Consider the following 23,099-nt stretch of genomic DNA (forward strand, 5'->3'; position numbering starts at 1 on the left):
ATGCCAACAGCACAACATCGCGTGATAGGAGGAAAGATCGTGCAGCCTAGCAGCCGCCGCCAGTCAACTAGCGTCTTCGGTAACCTGGACTGGTTTATGGTGCTGATCTACTTTGTGCTGGTGGCGCTGGGCTGGATGAACATCTACGCCGTGGTGTACAGCCCTGACAATGTGGTGAACATATTTAGCTTCGACATTAACTCGGGTAGGCAGCTTACGTTTATTGCCACCGGTGTGATTCTGATGATTGTGCTGCTCGTAGTCGATTATAAGGTATACGAGCACCTGGCTTTTCCCATTTATGGCGGCATTATACTCCTGCTGCTCTTTACGTTGGCAGTAGCCAACCCTGTAGCAGGTTCACGCTCCTGGCTCGATTTGGGAGGAGGTTTTCGCCTGCAACCTGCAGAGCTAGCTAAGTTTGCCACTGCGCTCGCCATTTCCAAGTTCCTGAGTCAGGTGAGCCTGCGGCAACAAAAGATGAAGGACCAGATGGTTCTGGCTGCCATTACATTCCTGCCCGCTGTCATTATCATTTTGCAAAACGAAACAGGTTCGGCCCTCGTGTTTGGCTCCTTCATTCTGGCATTCTTCCGCGAAGGCATGTCGCCACTTATCCTGATCATCGGTGGTTCTGCCGCGGCTATTTTCATTCTGACATTGCTTGTGCCAAAGCTATACCTGCTCATCGGTATCGCCGCACTTATGGGCCTGGCTATGTTCCTGGATTACCGCCTCATGCGCCGCTTCAAAACCATGATCGCGCTTTTTGTACTGGTAGTAGGTATGGTGTTCAGTGTAGACTACTTCGTAAACGACGTCCTGCAGCCGCACCAGCAAAACCGTATCAAGGCGCTGATTAATCCGGAGGCGGACCCACTGGGTTATGGCTGGAACGTGACGCAGTCAAAGATTGCGATTGGCTCCGGCGGTTTCTGGGGCAAGGGTTTTCTGGAGGGGACGCAGACCAAGTTCGACTTTGTGCCCGAACAAAGCACCGACTTTATCTTCTGTACCATCGGCGAAGAGCACGGCTGGGTAGGCAGCACCATCCTGATTGCACTGTTTCTCCTGCTGATGATGCGCATCGTCTACATTGCTGAGCGGCAGAAGTCCGTCTTCGGCCGCACCTATGGCTACTGCGTGGTGTCGGTTATCTTCTTTCACTTCGTCATCAACGTGGGCATGACCATCGGCCTGGCGCCCGTGGTGGGTATACCGCTGCCTTTCTTCAGCTACGGTGGCTCTTCGTTGTGGTCGTTCACTATCCTGCTGTTCATCCTGCTGGCTATTGATGCGAACAGGAACAGGGAGTTGGTAAGGTAAACTTTATTCTTAAAAGCCATTCAACATCAAGCGCGTGCAGAAGTTCTGCACGCGCTTGATGTTTTACCGGACTCTACAATTGCCCTCTCTGTTACCGGAACTTCTGGAGAACTCCCCTCTTCCTTATGACCTGGGTTGGCTTAGTCCTGTAAAATATGTCGTTTACTAAATTGCCGCTGTTTGGCTCAGCCTATTGAAAACACAACCCGTTAGCACTAGGTAGTCACCTACCCAACTATTGCGGCAGGCAGAGATCGCCTGAAACAAAACATGTAGCCATCTTTAAATAAAAACAATATGCCTAAGTATATAATCGAAAGAGAGATTCCGGGTGCCGGTAATTTAACGCAGGAACAGTTACAGTCCATTTCACAGACTTCCTGTGGCGTGTTGGATAGCATGGGCCCAAAAATACAGTGGGTACACAGCTACGTGACGGATGACAAGATCTATTGTGTTTACAATGCGCCAGATGAGGAAATGGTGCGGGAACATGCAAAGCAAGGCGGCTTCCCGGCAAACTCTGTGAAAAGAGTGTATGCCATGATAGATCCGGTCAGCGCAGAACCTACGGTTTAGAAAGTGCAGGTGTGCCTTTTGCCCTAAACCAGAGCTGCCAGGGAACCGCTGTGCCTCTCTCAAAGGATGGGGTGCTGGTGTATGCTGGCAATAGGTATAGCCTTGTCTTTTATACCTTATACTACCCTAAAGGCTATACCTGATTTTGGAGGTATAGGTCGGCTTACTAATAGCATGGCCGGTTTTGGGGTTGATGAAGCGTACCGCCCCCTTTTTCAGTAGCCGCTCATAGGCCTGCTTGTAGTTCTCCAAGTTGTAGTGGGTGCCAACACTGTGTTTTTCGTATACCTGCTGCAAGGCCATGTTATTGTACAGCCGGGCATTTTGCACCAGATCTTTCATCAGACTTTCAATCGAGAACCTGTAGTGCTCATGAAACAGGACCGTTTGTTGCGCCTGCAGGTTAGCGCCGAAGAGCGGCACCCCGTCTTCCTGGTAGTCGCTATACCCTTCCAGTAGCTCCTTTAGCCTGATATAGGCCTGCGCTGATGTAGAAGCAAGGACGAGGTACTGATTGGTTTGTTTCCTGTCCGGATGGTTTACCCTGAACTTTAAGGTATAGAAGCCTTTGCTGCTGAAGATTTCTTCAAAGCAGTCCAGCAAATACGCCTCCCGCCGGTCAGCGTTCCTGTTCTGCTTGTAAAAGCCTTTGATCTGCTCCAGTCGCTCTCCCAAAATTACCTGAAGCAAACTATCAGCTTTAGCTTTCTTCACCGCGGCTTCCAAAGCTTTTGGGTTGAAAAGCATCAGCAAATCCGAAGCTTTGGTCTGGATAGCTTGTAGTAGGAACTGCTGTGAATAAGCTTCCTCAACCGGATTGAGGAAAGTAAAGGCTGATCGTTCCGCATCCAGGATTTGCTCTGCCAGCAGCATAACCGGCGGGTGCAGCAGATCCTGGTAGAACGGCAGTTGCTCTACCCGCTCCTGCAGTTCAGCCAGGGCAGGCTGTTCAGCATCATAGAAGATCGTTTTTATGCACTGGTTCAGATCGAGTCGGGAGCCGGTGCTTTTGTATACCTGCCGCAGCAGCTGCAAGGCGGCAGGCACTGGCTCGTTGCTATCTAACCCGGCCTGCAAGTCAATGAAAGGTATAGGGGCGAGCGGCTTATCCGGCTGCTGCAGTATAGTGGCCATCCATACCTCAAACAAACGAGGCAACAGCTCAGCTTTGATCTCTGAGGCAGTTCTTTCAGTTTTGAAGAAGTCGCTGGGCGCTGCGGGCATGGGTTGTAATGCTGTTTGTTATCGAGGTATACTGAACTTACCCTTACTGAAATGCTGGTTTAGGTATACAAAGATACAGCTTCACAAAACAAGAAAGCCCCTGTAATTTCCGTTACAAAGGCTTTTCTACAGTTTATTCTAGTACCAGGAGCGTGTATTTAGCCCTTGCTATATAGTGCTGAAAATCAATTGGTTAATCCACCCCTTCAAGTAACTAGTTACAAACTGGTTACAAAATTAGAAAAGGCATCTGCAAATAACGCGCGTTTAAGGTGGTGCTATATGACTTTGTTGAGCTTTGGAACCCGGCTGATTAGGCTAGCCAAGGCCAAAGAAATCCCAAAGACCAGGCAGAACTTTATCAGAACGTCAGGCAAGGTAAAGCCAGTCGTCAATTCAAGCCTCTCTCTTAAGAGACGTATGATATCCAGAATTCCCGCATGTATAAGATAAACGCCCAACGTCAATTTGGAGAACCTTGAAAGCCAGTTAGCTTGAAAACTACTCTGAGAAAACAATTTGAAGATCGCCAGGGAAGCTACTATAACCAAAGGAAAGAGGTAATTGTAAAACAGGGGGTTCCTGAAAAAATAGGCCAGTAGGGCTATTGAAACAGATGACACCACATATACAGCTAAAAGGCTTATGCTACCCCATCTTTTTTGGCTATTGACTATAACATAGCCCATCAGAAAGTACCCGATGTACTCAGCAAACCAAAGGATAAATATTGAGTCATTCTTAAAGTAGTCATTCCAGAGGTTTATCAAAAACCCGACACCTAACATTATGTAAGCTGCTTTTTTCACTTCCTCCAACTCTAAGGTTTGTATGGCTCTATTTACAACCGGCGTCACAAGATAAAGCCCTATCAGCATGTATATGTACCACAAGTGATAAAAAGGCTTTCCAATCAGAATCCTATTGATAACTGGAGCCAATACCAATTCCCCTGAACCAACATACTGCATTAGGAACAAGTACAATACATATGCCCCGCTCCAGAAAGTTAAAGGCCATAGTACCCTGGCTGCTCTTTTCTTATAGAAAAAAGTATAAGGCTCGTTCCGCCCCAAGAGAAACGCCCCACTGATCATAACAAAAAGCGGCACACAAACTCTACAGAAGGAATTTAGCACATTGCCTATCCAAAAGGCTGAATTAAATTCCTGGGCTTCTAGTCCACTGGTTGCGTATGGTGCAGCTATATGCAGTAGCACCACCAAGATCATAGAAAATGATCTTAATACGTCAACTGATACATTCCTTTTTTCCTTAGGGCCTGTTTTGGGAAGGGTTACTGCAGCGCCTGAGGCAATAGTACTACCTTTGACTTGGTTAGCCTTTATTAGCATGTATGGATTGCTTTAGGAAGTTATTATATATGAGTAAGATGGTATTCTCCATTTAGTATCAAAATATTCATATTATTGAAAAAATATTATGGCCTTTTTTAACTTGAAGTGAATAAACTAAATATTAACAGCAGAGGCTTTTCCTGCTCTTAAAGCAGCTCTCTCTTTCACCTTTTGCCTCAATCTTTTTATAACAGGCTCTTCAAAATAAATGGTAATAAAAGAGGCTATACCAATAGATACAACTAAGGCCGTTAATGCTGCAGCAGTAAAATTCAGATGCAAACGGTTAGTCATGAAAGGAATTATTACTCCGATACTTAAAAACTGGTGTATTAAGTAAAGGCTATAGGATATCCTTCCAAAAAATAGTGCAGGCTTGCTAACAATAAAGCCTAGCCTATCTCTAACATATAGTAACCATACTACAAAATAGATGAAAATGATGGAGCCATATTCTATTAGACTGAGCGCGGCCGAACTCCACAAGTCATCTGCTAAAACCAGTGCTGCCCCAAAACAGAAGGCTAACCCAAAATATCTTTGATTAGTTTCCCCTTCAAACTTAATCTTGTAGAACAATATGCCTGCTAGGAACATTGGTAAATGTTTAAGGATAGGCAATAATGCCTCAATAGACCTATACAGAGAAGGCACGTATTGTTCTATTATAATATCATCGATAAGAACTAACCCTAAGGCAGCGTACCCAACTACCTCTATGCGTTCTATTTTCTTTGCCACCCATATAAAAAGTATAGCAATATAGAATAGCATCTCTATAATCAATGTCCAATAAGACCCATCTAAGTCTTTGACATTGAAATAATGCTGAAACATAGATAGATTAATAATGTACTGAGGCAAAAGCTGGTTAACTTCTTGTCCAGTAAACAGCTTGACAACTAACACGAGGAAAACAGTAAAAGACACGCAAAGCCAGTAGGTAGGATAGAGGCGAATAAATCTATTCAATACAAAATCTTTCCAGTGGGTAGTTCTGTTAATAGTAAGAAAAATCACAAATCCGCTGATAATAAAGAATAAGTCTACCCCCGTTACACCATAGGTGAACTGTAAATAGAGATCTTTACGGATCATTGTGATATGAAAGAGCACCACTGATAGTGCTGCGAATCCTCTTAATGCATCTAATTCCTGTAGCCTTTGCTTCATATAAAATAAGTAAAACACGAAATTAGATTATTGACAATGCAAATACAAGCTATCAGTCAAGTGCTTGTTAATATGGTGTCTACTACATACTCATAGTCATGCCATTACTTATATCTACAAATTGTAATTAGAACATTTTGAGTCCGCTTTACTTGCACTTGTTACAAATCCAGCAGCCTCTGCTTATCAAAATAACTCATCCCCTCACTCTCCCTAATCTTCTGCATTATTCTGCTAAACCGTTTAGTAGGCTTGCCTGCATTGGTTTTTCTGAAATGCTTCCTGCTATTCTGGTAATCTTAGCTAAGCTCTCTATACGCACGGGAAACCTTAACAAGCCTAGTGGGGCGGCTCCCTTGCCTATTCTTTCCAATTCTGAAAATATGAACGCGAGAAAACATTAAGCCCAAACCCTTGCACGCACGGGAATACTAACAGGCGGTAAAGCTGAAAATCCACTGTTATTTCACTGTTATTGCTGACATTGAATAAGGAAAGCTTAACAAAAAAGCTACCCCGTTAGAAGTAGCTTAACTCTGTTTCATCTCAGGTTTTCTCAGGTTCTACACCCTCCCAATGTGTAGTTTTATGTAGTTCTGCTATACGCGCGGGAATGTTAGGTTCTGTCAGGTTTATATACTCCCAAAACTCTGGTTTTCTCGTGTAGTTCCTGCCATTACATTAACATTAGCTCATATTCATCAATAGGGCTCTCTAATCCACTGCATCAGCTTTAAGAACCTCTTGGTAGTCCTACCCGCATATTGCCTTTTAAAGTGTTTGCTGTTTTGGAAACAACTATAAAGAGTATGATAATTAAAGTGATACTAAACAGAATTACTTTACTTTTACATGCTAATCTACAATTGAAAACAATTCTTATATGTCTGTTGCTTTACAAGAAAAAGGCAGTTTCTTTAATTCACTTCAAATCTTCAGGGGTATAGCCGCTCTGATGGTAGTCTTTCATCACCAATGGCCCTCTTTTACTTATTTCTTTGGACTGGATAATAGCACTATTTCTTTTGTTGCTGGTCTGGGCAAACATGGTGTAGATTTCTTCTTTGTCCTATCTGGTTTCATTATTACATATTCCTGCTATAACAAGTCAGCTAGCTTTGAGACCAATAAGTCTTATCTTTTAAATAGGGTGTTTAGAATTTACATTCCTTACCTCCCCATCGGTATAGCTATGTTGCTCTTGTACAGCTTGCTTCCTAATATGTCTGAGGGTAACAGAGACATAAGCTTGCTTACTTCGCTAACGCTTATTCCAGATGGCCCTCCCGCTTTGTCAGTGGCTTGGACACTGGTACATGAGATGATATTCTACCTGTTGTTTCTCATCTGGTTTTACACAAAGAGAGGCTGGTATATTTTTACTGCTGTATGGGCAGGGGTTATCATCTATCTGAATTGGCTGCATGCCGGTACAGCCTGGGATGGCATACCTGTCTTGAAGTTTTTTGCCTCTGTTTACAACCTAGAGTTTATCATGGGCTTTTACCTGGCTGTCTTGGTAAAGGAAACTAAATTAGCCGGGCAGCAGGCGTTTCTTGCTGTGGCTGCTTTGGTGTGTACGGCAGCAGTGATTTTGAAATGGCAGGGGGTGCAATTGCCTATTACCTTAGTGTTCGCTGTAAGCTTCTTCTTCCTGATACTGGGCAGCATCAACACCGCTTTGGATAGAATCAAATCGTCTAGCTTGCTGATGGCAGTAGGGAATGCTTCTTATTCAATTTACCTGGTCCATAATCCAGAAATAAGCATTCTTGTGAGACTGTTCCCTAAATACTCGGGTGAGCTATATTCAGCATTTGTCTTTGTAGCCGTTTTCATAATATGCTGCCTTTCTGGTGTGATTTACAGCAAGATATTTGAGGAATACCTACTGAAAAAGGCTAAAGGTAAATTCTTACCTGCTCGAGCTAAAGCATCTACAAATATGGCTGTAGCTGAATCTAAGAACTGATTTATTCACAAAGATTTTAAAACGGCTGACAAAGGTATTTGTACCCTCTTTGTCAGCCGATTTATATTAATCCTAATGTTCTATATACTTCTAAAACTCTAGTTTTCTCTAGTTTTCTCTAGTAGTTCCTGCCATTACATTACCATCAGCTCAGATTCAGTATAGGGCGCGCGCTCACTTTCTCTGATCTTCTGCATTAGCTTTAGGAATCGTTTGGTAGGCTTTCCTTTGTAGGTTCTTCTAAAGTGTTTGCTGTATAGCTCCTCATACACTTTGTCAGAACTGAACAGCTTTTCATACATTCTCATGATGCCTCTGTTCTTTTGGCTGTATGTCTGCTTTTCATACATATAGCCTTTACAGGCAGACCTGTGCAGGAACAGAGCCCCAACTGAGTAAAGTATCCTGCAATTTTTGCCAGTGCTAGGACAAACAAAGTACCATACCTCACCTTTGCCAATGTTGGCGGGAACGGTTGTAAGTTCCACTTTGTACTTTACAGGCTTATCCCCATAGGTATAACTCAGTTCCAGGTAAGGGTTATCTGTCAGGGTGCTAACAGCTATACCTATGCTGCTGTAAACTGAACCGTTCTTACTCCATGTAATAGTGCCTGATCGGTAACGGTTGGGCTTAAGATAGCCCCATCTGTTAAGGTTTGATATCGATACTGTATTAACCTCATCAAACAAGGTCGGGAATGTGTAAGGCTTTGGCATAAGGGTATGGGTTTGAAATGAAACCTAAATCTTTAGGGAATGTGCAGGATAAACAGGGCTTAATAACAGGCCATTTTTAAGGAGCCTACTTAGTTACTTTTTCTTTCTTAGTTGCATGCAAACCCACTTTAGGGGCTAACGGTCGCTGTTTTGGTATAGCCAAAGGATTCAGCATACCCCCCTTACCTTTAAATTGGCAGCGGTTTTTTTTCAGGAACAAGCGGTCGCTGTAACTGAATAACTTTTAAGGATTTACTAGGCCCTACCCCCTTTCACCTTTTAGTTGCCAGCATGTAAAGTATAGGAACAAGCGGTCGCTGTAAGGGGCTGCCATGCTCTAACTTACCCCTTAGCGGTAGTACTGCTTTGCCTTTGTTATTTTGCTGTTAAGCTCCTGTATCAATTCAGGCTGTTCTGCAATACTCTGAGCCATTGCCATGCCCTTAAAGATGTTTCTAAGGTCTGTGTAATACTTCTTGTGTTTAAAGACCTTTTGCTCTTTCATTACCTCAATATGGTGTAAGAAGGCTTCTAAGCCTTTTTCCTGTACTACCAGCCTTAGCACTTGATCTGTATAATCCTTTGGGGTGTTTATCTTACTTGTATCCATTAGAGTAAGTCCTACTTTGTGTATTGCTTCATATTCATTGTACCAACGGTCATACATGCCCATGTAAAACCGCTCATCTGTCAGTGTATCTGGTGTTATTACCGCCTGATTAAACTGCTTAGGCAGGCGGGCCGTGTAGCTTACCTCAAACCTGAGCAGGTTCTTACCCCTGAACACATCAGGAATAGGCACCCCGTTCTTTTTGATCTCAGCTATCTTGTTGTATGCCTTTATGCTTCTTTGGCTGTTCTGATAGCTTATGCTTGTAGGCTGGGTAAGGCGCGTGTACCTTGGGCTTTGGCCCAGATAAGGGTAATACAGCTCAGGCTTATATTCTGTCATGATGTTATGCCCTACATCCATTCTTGTAACCTTTGCCTTATATACTGGCAGGTGTAGCGTGTCTGCCATCAGTTCAAAGGCCCTTTTACTATCTGAGCGGGTTAGGGTGTGCAGGTTAGTGCCTAAGTAGAACTTAGCTAGACTTCCTTTGATACTTACCCCATGCTCTGATATGCCTATCCTTAAATTACCAGCATTGCCAGTAATATAAGTTTTGCCTGTGTCCTGCCTGTAGTTCTCTGATAGGTTAGTCAGATATGACAGGCAGTCCCAAACAGAACCGCCTATCATATCCACTGCTAGGAATTGGCCTATAGTACAGTACATAGCGTTTATAAAAAGTATAAATCTGTACTACTTACTATAAGGAAATACCATAGTCAAAGAACGGCTTAGCCTGTGCCCTTAGCTGTTCTATCTCGCTGTCTAATGCTCCATCTATTAGGTTTTGATAGTAGCCAGGTATAAGGTTCCTGCCATTAAGTATTATAAACACTTCTACTAAGGTTAGATCCTGATTAGTGATGAACAGATAGCAGTCATTCCTGTAAGGGAATAGCGGGTTGGCTGTGCCATTGCTCAGGAGTCTGTTAGCGTTGGGGTATCCATAGCCATACTCAGGAAAGTCTACATCTTCAAAGTAGATGCTGGATAGGTTTAGTTTACCGTTGGATAGTGCCCATTCTGCCAGGCGTTTGCTATTGGTCTTTACAAACTCTCTGGCAGGTATCTTAAACAGGTACATTTGCCCTTTGGCGTTTATAAAATCTATCAACCCTGTATAGCCTTTAGTGTTGGCGTGGGTTGTGCAGTCTAAGCGGGCTTTACTTCTAATACCATACTTAGCCTTTACCTGATCTGGCAGGTTCTCAAATCTAAAGTATGCCGCTATCATGCCTTAGCCCTCCCCATGTTCTTAAGTGCCACATAGGTTGCTGCCTGCTGTTCTATCTCATCAGCATTTACAGGCGTTACAGGGTTTCTTTGCAGCCATTGGTCTATGTCTACTTTGTTGAAATAGATATGCTTCCCCTGTGGCTTAAAGTGGGGTATTTGGGCGGTGTGGGTTAGCTTATACAGGTAGCTTTTGGATAGCCCTGTATAGGCTGCCACTTCATCAAAATTGAATACTATCTTTTGGCAAAGGAGTAATGTTTCTATATTCCTCAGTCTTTCCTCTACTGTTAGTTCTTGTTTTACCATTGTCTACAAATTTTATGTTTGAAGAAATGGTAGGCCTACCTTTAAATATCATGATGTTGTAAAGGTAGGAAAGCAAGGAAAGTAAGTAGTTCCAATCGTTCTAATGGAACAAAAAAAGAATTGGAACAACCTAATTTATACTAACTTAGGTTTATAGGGCGGGATGTGTGAAAAACGGTCTTGATAGCTTTCTGCTTTTAGTAAATCGCCAGGTTGAAAATTCCTTTTATCAAAGCTAGTCCCGAACTGTCTATTTAATGCGTTGGCTACTCTCTCCCCTGAAAAGTTTTGTTTTAGGTATCCTTTCTGTTTAAGCTCAGCATACAAAGCCACTAATGTTCTTCCATTCTCTAACCATTGGCCTGTATCAGAAAGATGCTCTGAGATTAATTCAAGTATTCTACCTGCCTGTTTTGAATCTTTAAACAGCTTAGGCCATGTGTAGTTAATCAGTTCTCTTTTATGTGGTTGGTTACTGTTTGGCTTATCAGGCATAATTAACCCTGCGTTCCTTAGTTCTGTGCGCCAAAATGGCTCAGCATCTTCTTTATACTCATCTAACTGCCTATTAAGACTTAACAATTCATAAATAATAGGCTTAGCCTCTTCTTCAAATCTTGGCTCAGGTAGTTTGTCAGAATCAGGATTATTAAGCCATAATAACCAACTCAGATATCTAGCTTTAATGATTATTTCAAAGGCTGTATCTGGACCCATGTAGTAATTTCGCTTTGAACTAAGGGTATCTATAACAACATCAGAAGTAAGGTCTCTTCTTTCATCTATTCCCCTTAAGGCATTTGCATATACCTCAGGATAAGCGCTTCTAAACTCTTCAATTTCAGCTCTTGCTTTATTGATTTCATCTGCTAACATTTCCCTTTTCATAAAGGAGTATTTAAAGCTCGTTTCTATTGGGTATGTCCTTTCCCATAAACCATTACTAAGCATTTTGAGGTATGCTAATGACTTTAAAGCATATATATAGGATGCAGAAATAGTAGAGAATTTATTATCTTCACATAGCATTTCTATTTCATCATCTGATATAAGGCCGTTATACCAGTCCATGTATCCAAAATCATAAACCCCGCTGTACTCACTATCTCCATGATAACTGGTATAACTTAAATCCTCATTTTCAATCTTTAAATCAGTTGGCCGGATACTATGCACAAGCCAATCAGATATGGTATATTTTGCAATGTCCATCACTTAGAAATTTAGTTCAGGTAAGGCGTTTACAGCCTGTGCTTTGCGCTCATCTGCAATGCTCAGGTACTTTTGTGTATGCTGTATGGAAGTGTGCCCTAAGAGCTGGGAAAGGGTTTTAATATCATACCCCAATACAAGTATGTTGGTAGCAAAGGAATGGCGGGCACTATGCCAGGTAATGCGCTTATCTATACCCGCTCTTGCTACCCAATTCTTAACAGTCTTGACTGAGCCCTCAAATGATGGCAAGGGAAACACCAGGCTGTCAGGTGTACCCCGCTCCCCTATCAGTTTAAGGGCATTCTGATTGAGTTTAAGCCTGAGCACCTCCTTAGTCTTGTTCTGTACTACAAACAGCTCTGAGCCGCCTATATCCTGCCATTTAAGGGCTTTTATATCGCCAAACCTTAAGCCAGTATTGCAGGCAAACAGAAAAGCCCGCTTTATTACCTCGTTACCACAATAGGCAGCCGCTAATGCTTTGATCTCATCTAGGTTCAGTACCCCTTTATTCATGCCCCCGCTCTTAAACTTTACCTTTTCAGGCAGTGGGTAATGTGGGAACAGGTTTTCCCTCATGCCATGCTTTACCACTTTCTTAAAGCGGGTAAAGTAAGTTTGTGGGCCATCGCCTGTCTGTTTGGATTCTAAGTAGTCCTTAAAGCCTAATACAAAGTTTGGGGTAATGTCTTTGCAAGGCAGGCGGGCTGTATCATACCTGTCTTTCAGAAAGGATTTGAACTTGTTAAGGCAAGCACTCAATACCCTATGATCTGCCTTTGTGTATTGTGTGTTGTAAGCCTGCCAGTACTGTACAAAGTCTACTGAGCCCTGTGTCTTAGAACTCAGGTTCAGGGCTCCTGTTAGCAGTTCCTCTGTGCGTTTGGCCTTGATGCGCTGTGCAAGCTCCAGAACGGTCTTATTAGAGTCTTTTTCTAGCTTATCCTTAGGCTTTCCCACTATGTACAGTTTCAGGAACTCAAATTCCCTTACCCCCTCATAGTAGAAATCTAAGTACAGGCTCAGTTTGCCATTTGCCAGCTTTTTCTCTCTCAGCCTAACTGGTTCTTTTGGGGCTCGTTTTTTCCCTTGCATAGCTTTTGTATTCCTTTCTTATCCAATATAAGAAAAGATATTTACATCAGTTACAAACTGGTTACAAATAACATCAAAACAAGGGAAAAAGCGGGGTGTATTAGGGAAAGGCTATAAAAGCAAAAACCCGCTTAGAATGCATCTAAGCGGGTTTTTCTTAACATTTGGTTATCCAAATATAGTAAGTTCAGTACCAGGAGCGGGAATCGAACCCGCACGAGCTTGCGCTCACAAGATTTTAAGTCTTGCGTGTCTACCAGTTCCACCATCCCGGCGCCTTCCGAAACGTTTTCCGGAGGGGTGACTTTAAAAAACAAAGACGTTGCTTATCACAACGTCTTTGTCATTCTTGAGCGGGAGACGAGGTTCGAACTCGCGACCTCGACCTTGGCAAGGTCGCGCTCTACCAACTGAGCTACTCCCGCTTTTAGTCATTTCCTAAACCCCTTAGCGATTTAGTGATACAAAGATATAGACAAATTTTCAGAAGTCAAGAGGCAGCACTAAAATTTTCAGCCAGTTTTTCTTTTTACACTGATTTTCAGCGAGAAAATTTTCAGAAAATCTTTAGCTACTGTCCCGCTATACCTGCTAACGCACCATTTCGCCATTGTCTTTCAACAATAATTTGAGCTCGTTGAGTTTCAAAAGGGCCTCTACAGGCGTGATGGTATTAATATCGAGCTGCTCCATCAGCTCTTTCACACGCTGCAATTGCGGGTCCTGCAGCTCAAACATACTCAGCTGGAAATTGTTCTTTGGGGCTGTCTTCATGCGCTGCTTCGGCGCCTGCTCCGACACTTTCTCTTTCTCGAGGTGGTGCATGATCTCGTCAGCACGCAGTACCACGCTGTTGGGCATACCGGCCATCTGGGCCACATGTATACCAAAGCTGTGCTCACTGCCGCCTTCCACCAGCTTGCGCATGAACAGGATCTTGCCACCTGTCTCCTTCACCGATACGTTGAAGTTCTTCACGCGGGTCAGGTCTTCGGCCAGTTGATTCAGTTCGTGGTAATGCGTGGCAAAAAGCGTCTTAGCCCGGAACTTCGGGTGGTTATGCAGGTGCTCCACAATGGCCCAGGCAATCGAAATGCCGTCGTAGGTACTCGTGCCGCGCCCGATCTCGTCCATCAGCACCAGGCTGCGGTCCGAAAGGTTATTGAGGATGCTGGCCGTCTCCGTCATCTCCACCATAAAGGTCGACTCACCCTTCGAGAGGTTATCCGAAGCGCCCACGCGCGTGAAGATTTTGTCGATGATGCCGATCCTGGCAGCCTCAGCAGGAACAAAGCAGCCGATCTGCGCCATCAGCACGATCAGGGCCGTCTGGCGCAGCAAGGCACTTTTACCGGCCATGTTCGGACCGGTAATGATGATGACTTGCTGCTCTTCGTTGTCGAGATAAATGTCGTTGGGCACGTATTCTTCCCCCAGCGGAAGTTGCTTTTCGATCACCGGATGCCGTCCTTTTTTGATGTCGAGCACGTGACCATCGTTTACCTCTGGCTTCACGTAGTTACCGGCCACGGCTATACCTGCAAAAGCGCTCAAACAGTCGATCACGGCAATGACCTTGGCATTTTGCTGGATCTGCCCCACATAGTCCATGGCCTGCAGCACCAGCTCGTTGAAAAGGCTGAACTCGATAGTATAGATGCGCTCCTCGGCGTTGAGAATTTTCTCCTCATAGGTTTTGAGTTCCTCCGTGATGTAGCGTTCGGCATTTACCAGGGTCTGCTTTCGTATCCAGCCAGCCGGCACTTTGTCCTTATGCGCGTGCGTTACTTCCAGGTAGTAGCCAAACACCTTGTTATAGGCAATTTTGAGGGAGCTTATACCTGTATTACGGACTTCCCGCTGCTGCAACTGTGCCAGGTAGTCCTTGCCGGAGAAAGCGATCTTGCGCAGCTCGTCCAGTTCCTCATTCACCCCATCGTTGATCATGTTGCCCTGGTTGGTCAGCATGGGGGCATCCGGCTTCAGCACGTTCTTGATCTCCTCGCGCAGGCCATCGCAGGGCGCCAATTGGTCGGCCAGCTTCACAAGGGCAGGTATAGCGCTGGCAGCCAGCATTTTTTTGATCGGCTGAATGGCGTCCAGCGCCTTGGCCAGTTGCATCAGTTCCCGTGGGTTCACACGGCGCACAGCCACTTTGGAAATCAATCGCTCGAGGTCGTTGATCTGCTTGAGATGCAGGTATAGCTCGTCCAGCAGCTCACTGTGCTGAGTCAGGGCCTCCACCGTATCGAGGCGTCGCTTGATCTGCACCACATCTTTCAGCGGCAGCACCACCCATTTTTTGAGCAATCGGGCTCCCATCGGCGTGGTGGTCTGGTCGAGAATCTGGATTAATGGCACCCCATCCTGGTTTTGCGGGTATACCAGCTCCAGGTTGCGCACCGTGAAGCGGTCGAGCCATACATATTTGTCCTCCTCCAACCGGGAGATAGTGGCGATGTGGCTGATCTCGTGATGGTGTGTTTCGGAGAGGTAGTGGAGTATGGCTCCTGCCGACGTAATGGCCTCCTGCATCCCTTCTATACCAAACCCTTTGAGCGAGGTGGTGTTAAAATGCCGGGTCAGCGACTCATAGGCAAAGTCGTAGCTGAACACCCACTCTTCCAGTGCATAAAATCTAAAGTCTGGGCCATAACTCTGAAAGAAGGTTTCTTTCTCGCGCTTGCAGAAGAGCACCTCAGCCGGGGCCAGGCTCTGCAGCAGTTTGCCCACATAGTTCTTGTCGCCTTGCGCCGTGATGAACTCACCTGTGGAGATATCCAAAAAAGAAACGCCCGCCTCGGTTTTGCCGAAGTGCACAGCCGCCAGGTAGTTGTTACTGCGTCGCTCCAACACCTGATCGTTAAAGGAAACACCGGGTGTTACCAACTCGGTCACACCGCGCTTCACAATGCCTTTCACCGACTTCGGATCCTCCAACTGGTCACAGATGGCCACACGCTCACCGGCTCTTACCAGCTTTGGCAGGTACGTGTCGAGGGAGTGGTGCGGGAAACCGGCCAGCGCCGTCTCGGAAGTTGAGCCGGCACCGCGCTTAGTCAACACGATATCCAGTATCTTGCTGGCCCTCACGGCGTCTTCGCCAAAGGTTTCGTAAAAGTCCCCCACCCTGAATAGCAGCAGCGCCCCCGGATGCTTTGCCTTAATGGCGTTGTATTGCTTCATCAGTGGGGTTACCGTGCCGTTGTCTCCTCCTTTCATACCTGTATCTCTTTGATGGGAAATAGATTCCCTGTTAATCTTAACTGTGTTTTTATGGCGCGAGCGTCCTCGATTGTATCTACTATGGTGGGGCCTCTGGCCCAAGTATAGGTATACCGCAAGTTTGCAACTGGCGTAGTAACTGCATATCTATACCTTAACTTGTTTACTTTCATAGCTTCGCCTGTGCGGCGGGCACTCACTTTTTGTCTTGACACAAAAAGTAAGCAAAAAGGTCAAGACTCCCCAAACTCGCTGAACGCTCAAACAGTGGGTAGTCAATTGGTGCACCTGGCTCAGGTGATCTGCTTCGTAGCTTCAGGGGCAAGTTAGTCTTGCTATATCTGTCAGTGGTCTGAGCTACAAAGCTATACCTATAAAAACTGGCAACGGCTCAGATTCCCACTTTGAAGGGGGCAGGGGGATGTGAATCGTGCACGTGATTCCTGTAAATCCTAAAATCCTTTAATCCTGATTCAGACAATCCTTTCTTTGTACCTTTGCCCCAATACTCATTACCAACAATCCAATGCGAAAACTCTCCATGGACGACCTCAACCGCGACTCGGTTGAGGAATTCAAAAATAAGAAAAAAATACCGTTAGTCTTGGTGCTCGACAATGTGCGCAGCCTCAATAATGTGGGCTCTGTTTTCCGCACCGCCGATGCTTTTATGGTAAGCAAGGTATACCTGTGCGGCATCACCGGCACCCCACCCCACCGCGACATCGAGAAGACGGCGCTTGGCGCCACGGAGTCCGTGGTATGGGAGCATGTACCTGATACGCTGGAACTAGTGAAGCAACTCAAAGAACAAGGGTATCAGATTGGCTCGGTGGAACAGGCGGAAAATAGTGTGAAGCTTGATAAGTTTATACCTGAACCGCAACAGCACTACGCGCTGGTGCTAGGCAACGAGGTGTTTGGCGTGGAGCAGGAGGTTATTAACCACTCTGATTTTGTGCTGGAGATTCCCCAGTTCGGTACCAAGCACTCTCTCAACATATCAGTGGCCACGGGCGTAGTAGTTTGGGATTTTCTGAGCAAAATCATCCGCTAATCAATTGGCGCTGAATCTGTTTTCGTTTCCCTGGCACGTTTATCAGAATTTTTAAACGCTCCGTTTAAACCTTTGGCGCCACAGTTTGTCTTACCTACGGCTAAAAGTTGAGCCGGGGGAAACCACTTACAGTGGCGTACCCCGGTTATTACCTTTAACATCCTCCCCATCTGCTGCCTCCACACCCTGAGGGAACAAAAGCTGCTTCTTTGATTATCCGTATAATACACTATGAGAATCTATACCTTACCATTACCTCTCGTTCTTTTTCTACTACTTATCTCCAGTACCGCGCTCCTGGCTCAAGGACAACCACAGGCCGCTACCCAAGGCAGAATTTCCGGTACGGTGCAGGACCAGGAGACCAAGGCACCGCTCGGCTTTGCCAACGTGGTATTGCTCACTGCCCTTGATTCCAGCCTGGTAACCGGCGCCACTTCCGACATAGAAGGGAAATTCGAGCTGACACGCGTGCCACAGGGGCGCTTTATTCTGCGTGTTTCATCGGTGGGCTACCCTACTAAGTTTATACCTAACATCTCTGTTTCGGCGACCAACAATAACCTGCAGCTAGGCGCTATACCTGTGCGTGGCAGTGCCACTCAGCTAAAAGAAGTGCAGATTGTGACGGAACGCCCTATCGTGGCGTTCGAGCTGGACAAGCGGGTGGTGAACGTGAGCCAGGACATCAATGCCGAAAGCGGCTCGGTGGCCGAGGTGATGCAGAACCTTCCTTCGGTGACTGTTGACGTAGACGGCAATGTGAGCATGCGCGGCAGCTCCAACGTGACTATTCTTGTTGACGGCAAACGCTCCGCCCTCTCCAACCTCACCCTCGACCAGATTCCTGCTAACCTGATTGAGAGCATCGAATTGATTACCAACCCCTCATCCAAGTATAACCCTGAAGGAACATCCGGCATCATAAACCTGGTGCTAAAGAAGGAGAAAAAGCCCGGCTTTAATGGCTCAGCCTCTGTTACAGCCGGCACTTACGACAACTACAACACCTCGCTCAACCTGAACTACCGCTACTACAAGTGGTCTCTGAACTCCGGTTACGACTTCAGGCAGCGCACCCGGCCGGGTGAGAGCAACAGCTTTACGACTAACTACCACTTGAACGACTTCGGGCAGCAGGACAGCACCAGCTACCGTCTGCAGGAAGGCACACGCAACAGCAAAGATATTTCGCACAGTTTCCGGTTGGGAGCCGATTATTACCTCACGCCCCGCCATACCTTGTCGGCCTCCGGTATTTACCGCTTCGGCAAGGACACCGGGTATAACAACATTTTCTACCGCTTCGAGGATGAGAACCGCCAACTGGTGAACACCCGCACACGCGAAACTGATGAGGAGGAAAACGAGAAGGCCGTGGATGTGACGCTGGGCTACCGTCAGACCTTCGAGAAAAAGGGCCAGGAACTGACGGCTGACATCGTCTATAATACCAACATCGATGACGAAGCGGCGCTATACAACGAGCGGAGTGGCTTGCAAGGTAGCTTTCCGGAGATGCAGCAGACATTAGTGGACGATGCTAACCGGGAAATCGTCGCCAAAGCCGATTACGTGCATCCCATTTCGGAGAACAGCCGTTTCGAAGCTGGTTTCCGCAGTTCCTTTGAGCGACTGGATGAAGATTCCCGCTTTTTTAACCGGAACAACGAGACCGGTGACCTGGTATACAGCACCGACCAGAGCAACCATTTCGTTTTCGACCAGAATATCTACTCTGTCTACTCCAACTACAGCAACAAGTATAAGTCCATCAGTTACCAGGTAGGGCTGCGCGCCGAGCAGACCGTGACCAAAACAGACCTGCGCACCGAAAACAAAAAGAGCGACAACGATTATTTCAGCCTCTTCCCGACGTTTTTCATCACCAAAGATTTCAACCCGGACAACAAAGTACAGTTCAGCTACAGCCGCCGCATCAACAGGCCACGCAGCCGTTTCCTGAATCCGTTTGTGGACCGCTCGGACCGTTTCAGCGTGCACTATGGCAACCCTGAACTCAAACCGGAGTTCGTCAACTCGCTGGAGTTGGGCTACCTGAGATATTGGGGCGATGCCTCCATCAACGCCACGGTCTTTTACCGCCATACCATGGATGAGATAGAGCGCTTCCGGATGGGGACTCAGGTGGTAGTTGGCAACGATACTATACCTGCCACCGAGACTACTTTCCTGAACATCTCCGACAACAAAGCCTATGGGGCAGAACTCGGCTTTAATTACCCTGCTACGAACTGGTGGCGCATCAACGGCAGCATTTCCGGCTTCCGGACGCAGCTCAACACCACGCAGGGCGACACGGAACTGAGCAACGCGCAATTCAGCTGGAGCTCGAAGGTGAACTCGACTTTCACGGTGTGGGAAGATTTGAATATCCAGCTATCTGGTTTCTACCGCGCCCCGACAGCCGACATACAGGGCCGCATGGAGCAGATGTTCAGCGCTGACCTGGCCATGAAAAAAGATGTGCTCAAAAAGAACGCTACCATTTCGCTCCGGGTGTCGGATGTGTTCAATACGCGGCAATTCAACTTTGTGAGTTTTGGCCCTGAGTTCAGAACCGAAAGCGAGAACCGCCGTCAGAGCCGCATCATATACCTGGGCTTCACCTACCGCCTCAACAGCGAAGGCAGCAACCGCGAACGCCGCCAGCCAAACGAACAGAATGGCGGGGACGACGAAGGTTTTGATAACTAAACCACATTGAAACAGATAAAAAAAGGCCGGGGAGAAATCTCCGGCCTTTTTTGTTTGGCAGCTATCTTCCCTGTGGGGTCTTCCGGCGGGAGGATTTGTAAGAAGTCCCCTTTTGAAGCTAGGTCTGTTAAGTTCTGTAGTAAACTATCCCCTTGAGGGGATTATAGGGGTGTAGATATGGTGCTAATAGGCATAAATTGGCCAATCTAGGTTATTCTCACAGATCTAAATATCTCTCTTCGCACCCACGAGTGGAGAGTTCCCTGAAATGAAACAACCCTGCCCTCAAGGGGACAGTCTCCATCAGAACCTAACAATCTTCCTTTAAAGGGTACAAGGAATGACAATCGCTCCCGGTTCCTCCGCTATAATTCGCACTGCTATACCTGATGCTGTACTTCAGATTTCTCCTTTCGTCGAAATGACAGATGAGTAACCGGAATGACACACAGCTATACCTTCTGCCCTGCTTCTCCGTATCTTACACCGAACAAAAAATCAACTTCATGACTGCTCCTGCCCGACTGCCGATTATAGACCTCCACTGCGACCTGCTGGTATACCTGTCGGATGTACCCGATTCGGCCATTGATAATGTAGCTGAGATCGGGTGTTCGCTGCCAGCCCTCACACAGGGCAATGTGCGATTGCAGACGATGGCTATTTATTGCGCCACCGCGCCGGGAAGCACCAACTATGCCCACTTGCAGGCCGAGATATTCCGCAAGCTGACCACAGACGAGCGCAGCTGCCTGACAGCGGTAACGGATACAGCATCGTTACAAAATGCGCTGAGCGGACGTGGCGATATCGGCATGATTGCCTCCATCGAAAATGCCTCTGGCTTTTGCGAGGAGGACGAACCACTGGAAGATGGCTTTAAGAAACTGGAAAAGATCATTGAAGCGGTAGAGCGGCTTTTCTACATCAGTTTCACCCACCATATGGGCAACCGCTTCGGGGGCGGCAACATGACAGACAGGGGCATATCCCGCGACGGCAAAATGCTGCTCGACTACCTGCACGGCCGCCGCATCGCTGTGGACTTTTCGCACACCAGCGATGCCCTGGCCTACGACATCCTCGAGCACATCGACCGTGAGCGGCTCGACATACCTGTAATGGCCAGTCACTCCAACTTCCGGCCGGTATGGGAGCACAACCGCAACCTGCCCGTCGAGATTGCACAGGAGATCATTCGCCGGCAAGGTCTAATCGGCATGAACTTTTTGCGTGCCTTCGTGAACAATGAGCAGCCCGAAGCCCTATTGCAGCACATTCTGTATGGCTTTGAGAAAGGGGCCGAAGACAGCATCTGCTTCGGAGCCGACTACTTTTATACCCTCGATTCGCCCGATCTGAGCCGTATACCTTACTATTTTAAAGAGCACGAGCACGCGGGCACCAGCTATACCTATTTGCTGGAACAGCTACAGGAAAAGCTCCAGCAACCTCAGCTAGAGAAGCTTGCATTCCGAAATGTACAGCGTTTTCTTGAGCGCATTTGGTCCTGATTCAGGCTTTAATCCTATCCTTTGCAGTAGCAAAAACAGCTATTTTTTGCATGAAATCTTGTGCTGAAAATAATATTTATTATATTTCATGTGGACTATATAGAAGCCGTTTAAAACAAGCCTTTCTTTGTTATAACATACTTCTATATTTCGGGTTTGTCACCTTGTAAAAAGCTACTATGAAATTCATCGGACTGTTTCTCCTGCTTGCCGGGCTGGTTTCGCTCGTTATGGGTCTTTCGGGCGCCAACTTACTCGTTTTGAACTGGGTTAATCAGTGGGGCGAAGGTATCGGTTGGGGTATACGGGCGGGCATCACGGCGCTCGGTGGGGTATTGTACTATATTTACCGACACGAAGATTAAGGCCATTCGCTTATTTTCTATATAGAAACTTTGCCATGTGCAAACAAACTGCGTATACGCAAATAATGTACACTAAATGCCGAATCAGCCATGGACTCTCCGCAGTACGCACCATACTATATTCAGATAAATGAGCTCTATATAGACACCGTCGTAATTGACGATACGGAGTTCATCACCTTGTGGTGTTTTACTGTGCTTGATGAGGAGTACAAGTTCATTTACCTGGGCTGCGACTTCACACAGTTCAACCAGATTTTGATCGGTGCCGGCGACAAAGGCAAAGAGATTGCCCTGCACATGGCCAACGTGCTCAACAGCGAACACGACTCCCCTACCCTGGTGCCTATAAAAGAACAGTTTGATGACTACCTGGAGCTAACTGGTTTCGACCTGATCGTGTATGAGCCGCTGGCGGTGGATGATGAACTGGAGGATGAGTATGAAGATGACGATGACCTGCCCTTGGAGCAACTTTTGGGCGGTGGGAGCAAGCGTTCCGACAATACCTCACAGAAGTACCTGATCTACCAGCTCGACAAGCTATACCCTTCCAAGATCTTCGAGCCCGAGAAGCTGCAGCGCGAAAGCATGACAGAACAGTTTGAGGATGACTCGCTGGAACTGGCGCAGCTCTACTACGATTATCTCAATGCCTCCGAAAACGGCTACTCGGAGTGCGAAGCCCGCCAAGTGGCAGGCCTGGAGAAAGACCTTTTCTTCCGGATGGCCCGCAAAGCCGCCGATCTCTGGAGTTAATTCTATACCTGCTATACCTACTTGGCACTGTCATCTTGCGCAGCTAATTGCTGGCGTGCCCGCAGCTGTAGCTGCATTTCGTTTACCCAATTCCTGATCTCCTCTTCCTCCGCGCGCAAAAGCGCCTCCTGGTAATGGTCCAGCTGCGATTGTTGTGAGGTATACACGTACGCTTTGTAGCGCTCGTCGAACGCAGCACCGGTCAGTTTTCCAAACTCTTCTACCGTTATCCTGTCGGCCGATCCCAGCGAGTCGGGTAGGCTGGTGTGCAGCCCCTCGGCTCTGGCAACCTGCTGTAGTTGCTTCATGGCGTGATTGTAAAAGTCCAGCATTTCGGTGCTAAGGGCTTTGACACCCTCGGACTGAGCTCGCTCAGAAGCCAGTCGGGCCAGCTCGGCCTGTAGCATGGTGGTGCTAGCGGCATAGTCCAGGAAGGCGGCGCTGCGGCTCATTTCTTTTACAGCCGGAGGCGTGTCGGTTTTGGCCTGTACGGTTTTGGGGCCGTCGTCGCAGGCGATCATGAGCAAGAATAGGAGCCCGAAGGCCAGGGTAAGCAGTTTATCGGTGAGCATAGGCAAGGGTGCGCAAGGTGTCGTCTATAGCTATACCGTATACCCTGCCTCACAAGTTATGTTCTATACCTGA

19 protein-coding genes and 2 tRNA genes are annotated in these 23,099 nt (G+C 46.7%); 8 read left to right on the forward strand and 13 right to left on the reverse strand.

All coding sequences use genetic code 11. From position 1 onward, the window contains the following. Positions 1–1,326, forward strand: a complete 1,326-nt coding sequence (gene rodA, locus L1278_RS03155; protein WP_253401010.1) for a rod shape-determining protein RodA — start codon at positions 1–3, stop codon at positions 1,324–1,326. Between the two features lie 297 nt (positions 1,327–1,623). After that, positions 1,624–1,905: a DUF4242 domain-containing protein gene (locus tag L1278_RS03160; RefSeq protein WP_253401011.1), complete on the forward strand. Its 282-nt coding sequence runs from the start codon at positions 1,624–1,626 to the stop codon at positions 1,903–1,905. A 126-nt stretch (positions 1,906–2,031) separates the two neighbouring features. Here L1278_RS03160 and L1278_RS03165 read toward each other — a convergent pair whose 3' ends face one another. The 3 genes from L1278_RS03165 to L1278_RS03175 form a co-directional block, all read right to left on the reverse strand. Next, on the reverse strand, positions 2,032–3,129 hold the full coding sequence (locus tag L1278_RS03165) for a hypothetical protein (protein ID WP_253401012.1): 1,098 nt from the start codon (positions 3,127–3,129) through the stop codon (positions 2,032–2,034). Between the two features lie 278 nt (positions 3,130–3,407). Beyond that, entirely contained in the window at positions 3,408–4,484 is a 1,077-nt protein-coding gene (locus L1278_RS03170; RefSeq protein WP_253401013.1) for an acyltransferase, read from the reverse strand. Between the two features lie 117 nt (positions 4,485–4,601). Next, on the reverse strand, positions 4,602–5,660 hold the full coding sequence (locus tag L1278_RS03175; RefSeq protein ID WP_253401014.1) for an acyltransferase: 1,059 nt from the start codon (positions 5,658–5,660) through the stop codon (positions 4,602–4,604). Between the two features lie 883 nt (positions 5,661–6,543). Here L1278_RS03175 and L1278_RS03180 point away from each other — a divergent pair. Continuing rightward, a complete protein-coding gene (locus tag L1278_RS03180) occupies positions 6,544–7,632 on the forward strand; it encodes an acyltransferase (RefSeq protein ID WP_253401015.1) in 1,089 nt (362 codons plus the stop codon). A 134-nt stretch (positions 7,633–7,766) separates the two neighbouring features. On the opposite strand, the gene L1278_RS03185 is transcribed toward L1278_RS03180, so the two are convergent. The 9 genes from L1278_RS03185 to mutS all read right to left on the reverse strand — a co-directional run bounded on the left by L1278_RS03185 (position 7,767) and on the right by mutS (position 16,038). Continuing rightward, on the reverse strand, positions 7,767–8,351 hold the full coding sequence (locus L1278_RS03185; protein ID WP_253401016.1) for a hypothetical protein: 585 nt from the start codon (positions 8,349–8,351) through the stop codon (positions 7,767–7,769). A gap of 349 nt (positions 8,352–8,700) precedes the next feature. After that, positions 8,701–9,630 carry a phage/plasmid replication protein gene (locus L1278_RS03190; RefSeq protein WP_253401017.1) on the reverse strand — a complete coding sequence of 310 codons (930 nt, stop codon included), beginning with the start codon at positions 9,628–9,630 and terminating at the stop codon, positions 8,701–8,703. Between the two features lie 34 nt (positions 9,631–9,664). After that, the gene (locus tag L1278_RS03195; RefSeq protein WP_253401018.1) at positions 9,665–10,198 is read right to left on the reverse strand and encodes a hypothetical protein; all 534 of its coding nucleotides are present in this window, start codon (positions 10,196–10,198) and stop codon (positions 9,665–9,667) included. Then, positions 10,195–10,506, reverse strand: coding sequence for a helix-turn-helix domain-containing protein (locus L1278_RS03200; RefSeq protein WP_253401019.1), 312 nt, complete (start codon positions 10,504–10,506; stop codon positions 10,195–10,197). Before L1278_RS03200 ends, L1278_RS03195 begins: the two co-directional genes overlap by 4 nt. Positions 10,507–10,641: 135 nt before the next feature. Further along, positions 10,642–11,718, reverse strand: coding sequence for a hypothetical protein (locus L1278_RS03205; RefSeq protein ID WP_253401020.1), 1,077 nt, complete (start codon positions 11,716–11,718; stop codon positions 10,642–10,644). Between the two features lie 3 nt (positions 11,719–11,721). Next, positions 11,722–12,816, reverse strand: coding sequence for a site-specific integrase (locus L1278_RS03210; protein ID WP_253401021.1), 1,095 nt, complete (start codon positions 12,814–12,816; stop codon positions 11,722–11,724). Positions 12,817–13,007: 191 nt separating this feature from the next. Continuing rightward, positions 13,008–13,091, reverse strand: a tRNA-Leu gene (locus L1278_RS03215). A gap of 77 nt (positions 13,092–13,168) precedes the next feature. After that, a tRNA-Gly gene (locus tag L1278_RS03220) sits at positions 13,169–13,241 on the reverse strand. Between the two features lie 166 nt (positions 13,242–13,407). Continuing rightward, complete coding sequence (mutS, locus tag L1278_RS03225) at positions 13,408–16,038, reverse strand: DNA mismatch repair protein MutS (protein WP_253401022.1); 2,631 nt, start codon at positions 16,036–16,038, stop codon at positions 13,408–13,410. A 529-nt stretch (positions 16,039–16,567) separates the two neighbouring features. Between mutS and L1278_RS03230 the strand changes: the two genes are divergently transcribed. The 5 genes from L1278_RS03230 to L1278_RS03250 all read left to right on the forward strand — a co-directional run bounded on the left by L1278_RS03230 (position 16,568) and on the right by L1278_RS03250 (position 22,454). Then, positions 16,568–17,098 (forward strand): RNA methyltransferase, encoded by a 531-nt coding sequence (locus L1278_RS03230; RefSeq protein ID WP_253401023.1) that lies wholly within the window; start codon positions 16,568–16,570, stop codon positions 17,096–17,098. A 231-nt stretch (positions 17,099–17,329) separates the two neighbouring features. Continuing rightward, positions 17,330–19,816, forward strand: a complete 2,487-nt coding sequence (locus tag L1278_RS03235) for an outer membrane beta-barrel family protein (RefSeq protein WP_253401024.1) — start codon at positions 17,330–17,332, stop codon at positions 19,814–19,816. A gap of 506 nt (positions 19,817–20,322) precedes the next feature. Continuing rightward, on the forward strand, positions 20,323–21,330 hold the full coding sequence (locus L1278_RS03240; protein ID WP_253401025.1) for a dipeptidase: 1,008 nt from the start codon (positions 20,323–20,325) through the stop codon (positions 21,328–21,330). A 179-nt stretch (positions 21,331–21,509) separates the two neighbouring features. Then, on the forward strand, positions 21,510–21,695 hold the full coding sequence (locus L1278_RS03245; protein ID WP_253401026.1) for a hypothetical protein: 186 nt from the start codon (positions 21,510–21,512) through the stop codon (positions 21,693–21,695). A 90-nt stretch (positions 21,696–21,785) separates the two neighbouring features. Next, entirely contained in the window at positions 21,786–22,454 is a 669-nt protein-coding gene (locus L1278_RS03250; protein ID WP_253401027.1) for a hypothetical protein, read from the forward strand. Between the two features lie 17 nt (positions 22,455–22,471). Here L1278_RS03250 and L1278_RS03255 read toward each other — a convergent pair whose 3' ends face one another. Then, on the reverse strand, positions 22,472–23,026 hold the full coding sequence (locus L1278_RS03255) for a DUF4142 domain-containing protein (RefSeq protein WP_253401028.1): 555 nt from the start codon (positions 23,024–23,026) through the stop codon (positions 22,472–22,474). Positions 23,027–23,099: the final 73 nt, after the last annotated feature.

Source organism: Pontibacter sp. HSC-36F09, from assembly GCF_024171605.1.
GTDB lineage: Bacteria > Bacteroidota > Bacteroidia > Cytophagales > Hymenobacteraceae > Pontibacter.

Bases quoted from the DNA above. Each gene is read 5' to 3' on its own strand.
- rodA (WP_253401010.1), top strand. From the start codon at position 1: ATGCCAACAGCACAACATCGCGTGATAGGAGGAAAGATCGTGCAGCCT.
- L1278_RS03160 (WP_253401011.1), top strand. From the start codon at position 1,624: ATGCCTAAGTATATAATCGAAAGAGAGATTCCGGGTGCCGGTAATTTA.
- L1278_RS03165 (WP_253401012.1), bottom strand. From the start codon at position 3,129: ATGCCCGCAGCGCCCAGCGACTTCTTCAAAACTGAAAGAACTGCCTCA.
- L1278_RS03170 (WP_253401013.1), bottom strand. From the start codon at position 4,484: ATGCTAATAAAGGCTAACCAAGTCAAAGGTAGTACTATTGCCTCAGGC.
- L1278_RS03175 (WP_253401014.1), bottom strand. From the start codon at position 5,660: ATGAAGCAAAGGCTACAGGAATTAGATGCATTAAGAGGATTCGCAGCA.
- L1278_RS03180 (WP_253401015.1), top strand. From the start codon at position 6,544: ATGTCTGTTGCTTTACAAGAAAAAGGCAGTTTCTTTAATTCACTTCAA.
- L1278_RS03185 (WP_253401016.1), bottom strand. From the start codon at position 8,351: ATGCCAAAGCCTTACACATTCCCGACCTTGTTTGATGAGGTTAATACA.
- L1278_RS03190 (WP_253401017.1), bottom strand. From the start codon at position 9,630: ATGTACTGTACTATAGGCCAATTCCTAGCAGTGGATATGATAGGCGGT.
- L1278_RS03195 (WP_253401018.1), bottom strand. From the start codon at position 10,198: ATGATAGCGGCATACTTTAGATTTGAGAACCTGCCAGATCAGGTAAAG.
- L1278_RS03200 (WP_253401019.1), bottom strand. From the start codon at position 10,506: ATGGTAAAACAAGAACTAACAGTAGAGGAAAGACTGAGGAATATAGAA.
- L1278_RS03205 (WP_253401020.1), bottom strand. From the start codon at position 11,718: ATGGACATTGCAAAATATACCATATCTGATTGGCTTGTGCATAGTATC.
- L1278_RS03210 (WP_253401021.1), bottom strand. From the start codon at position 12,816: ATGCAAGGGAAAAAACGAGCCCCAAAAGAACCAGTTAGGCTGAGAGAG.
- mutS (WP_253401022.1), bottom strand. From the start codon at position 16,038: ATGAAAGGAGGAGACAACGGCACGGTAACCCCACTGATGAAGCAATAC.
- L1278_RS03230 (WP_253401023.1), top strand. From the start codon at position 16,568: ATGCGAAAACTCTCCATGGACGACCTCAACCGCGACTCGGTTGAGGAA.
- L1278_RS03235 (WP_253401024.1), top strand. From the start codon at position 17,330: ATGAGAATCTATACCTTACCATTACCTCTCGTTCTTTTTCTACTACTT.
- L1278_RS03240 (WP_253401025.1), top strand. From the start codon at position 20,323: ATGACTGCTCCTGCCCGACTGCCGATTATAGACCTCCACTGCGACCTG.
- L1278_RS03245 (WP_253401026.1), top strand. From the start codon at position 21,510: ATGAAATTCATCGGACTGTTTCTCCTGCTTGCCGGGCTGGTTTCGCTC.
- L1278_RS03250 (WP_253401027.1), top strand. From the start codon at position 21,786: ATGGACTCTCCGCAGTACGCACCATACTATATTCAGATAAATGAGCTC.
- L1278_RS03255 (WP_253401028.1), bottom strand. From the start codon at position 23,026: ATGCTCACCGATAAACTGCTTACCCTGGCCTTCGGGCTCCTATTCTTG.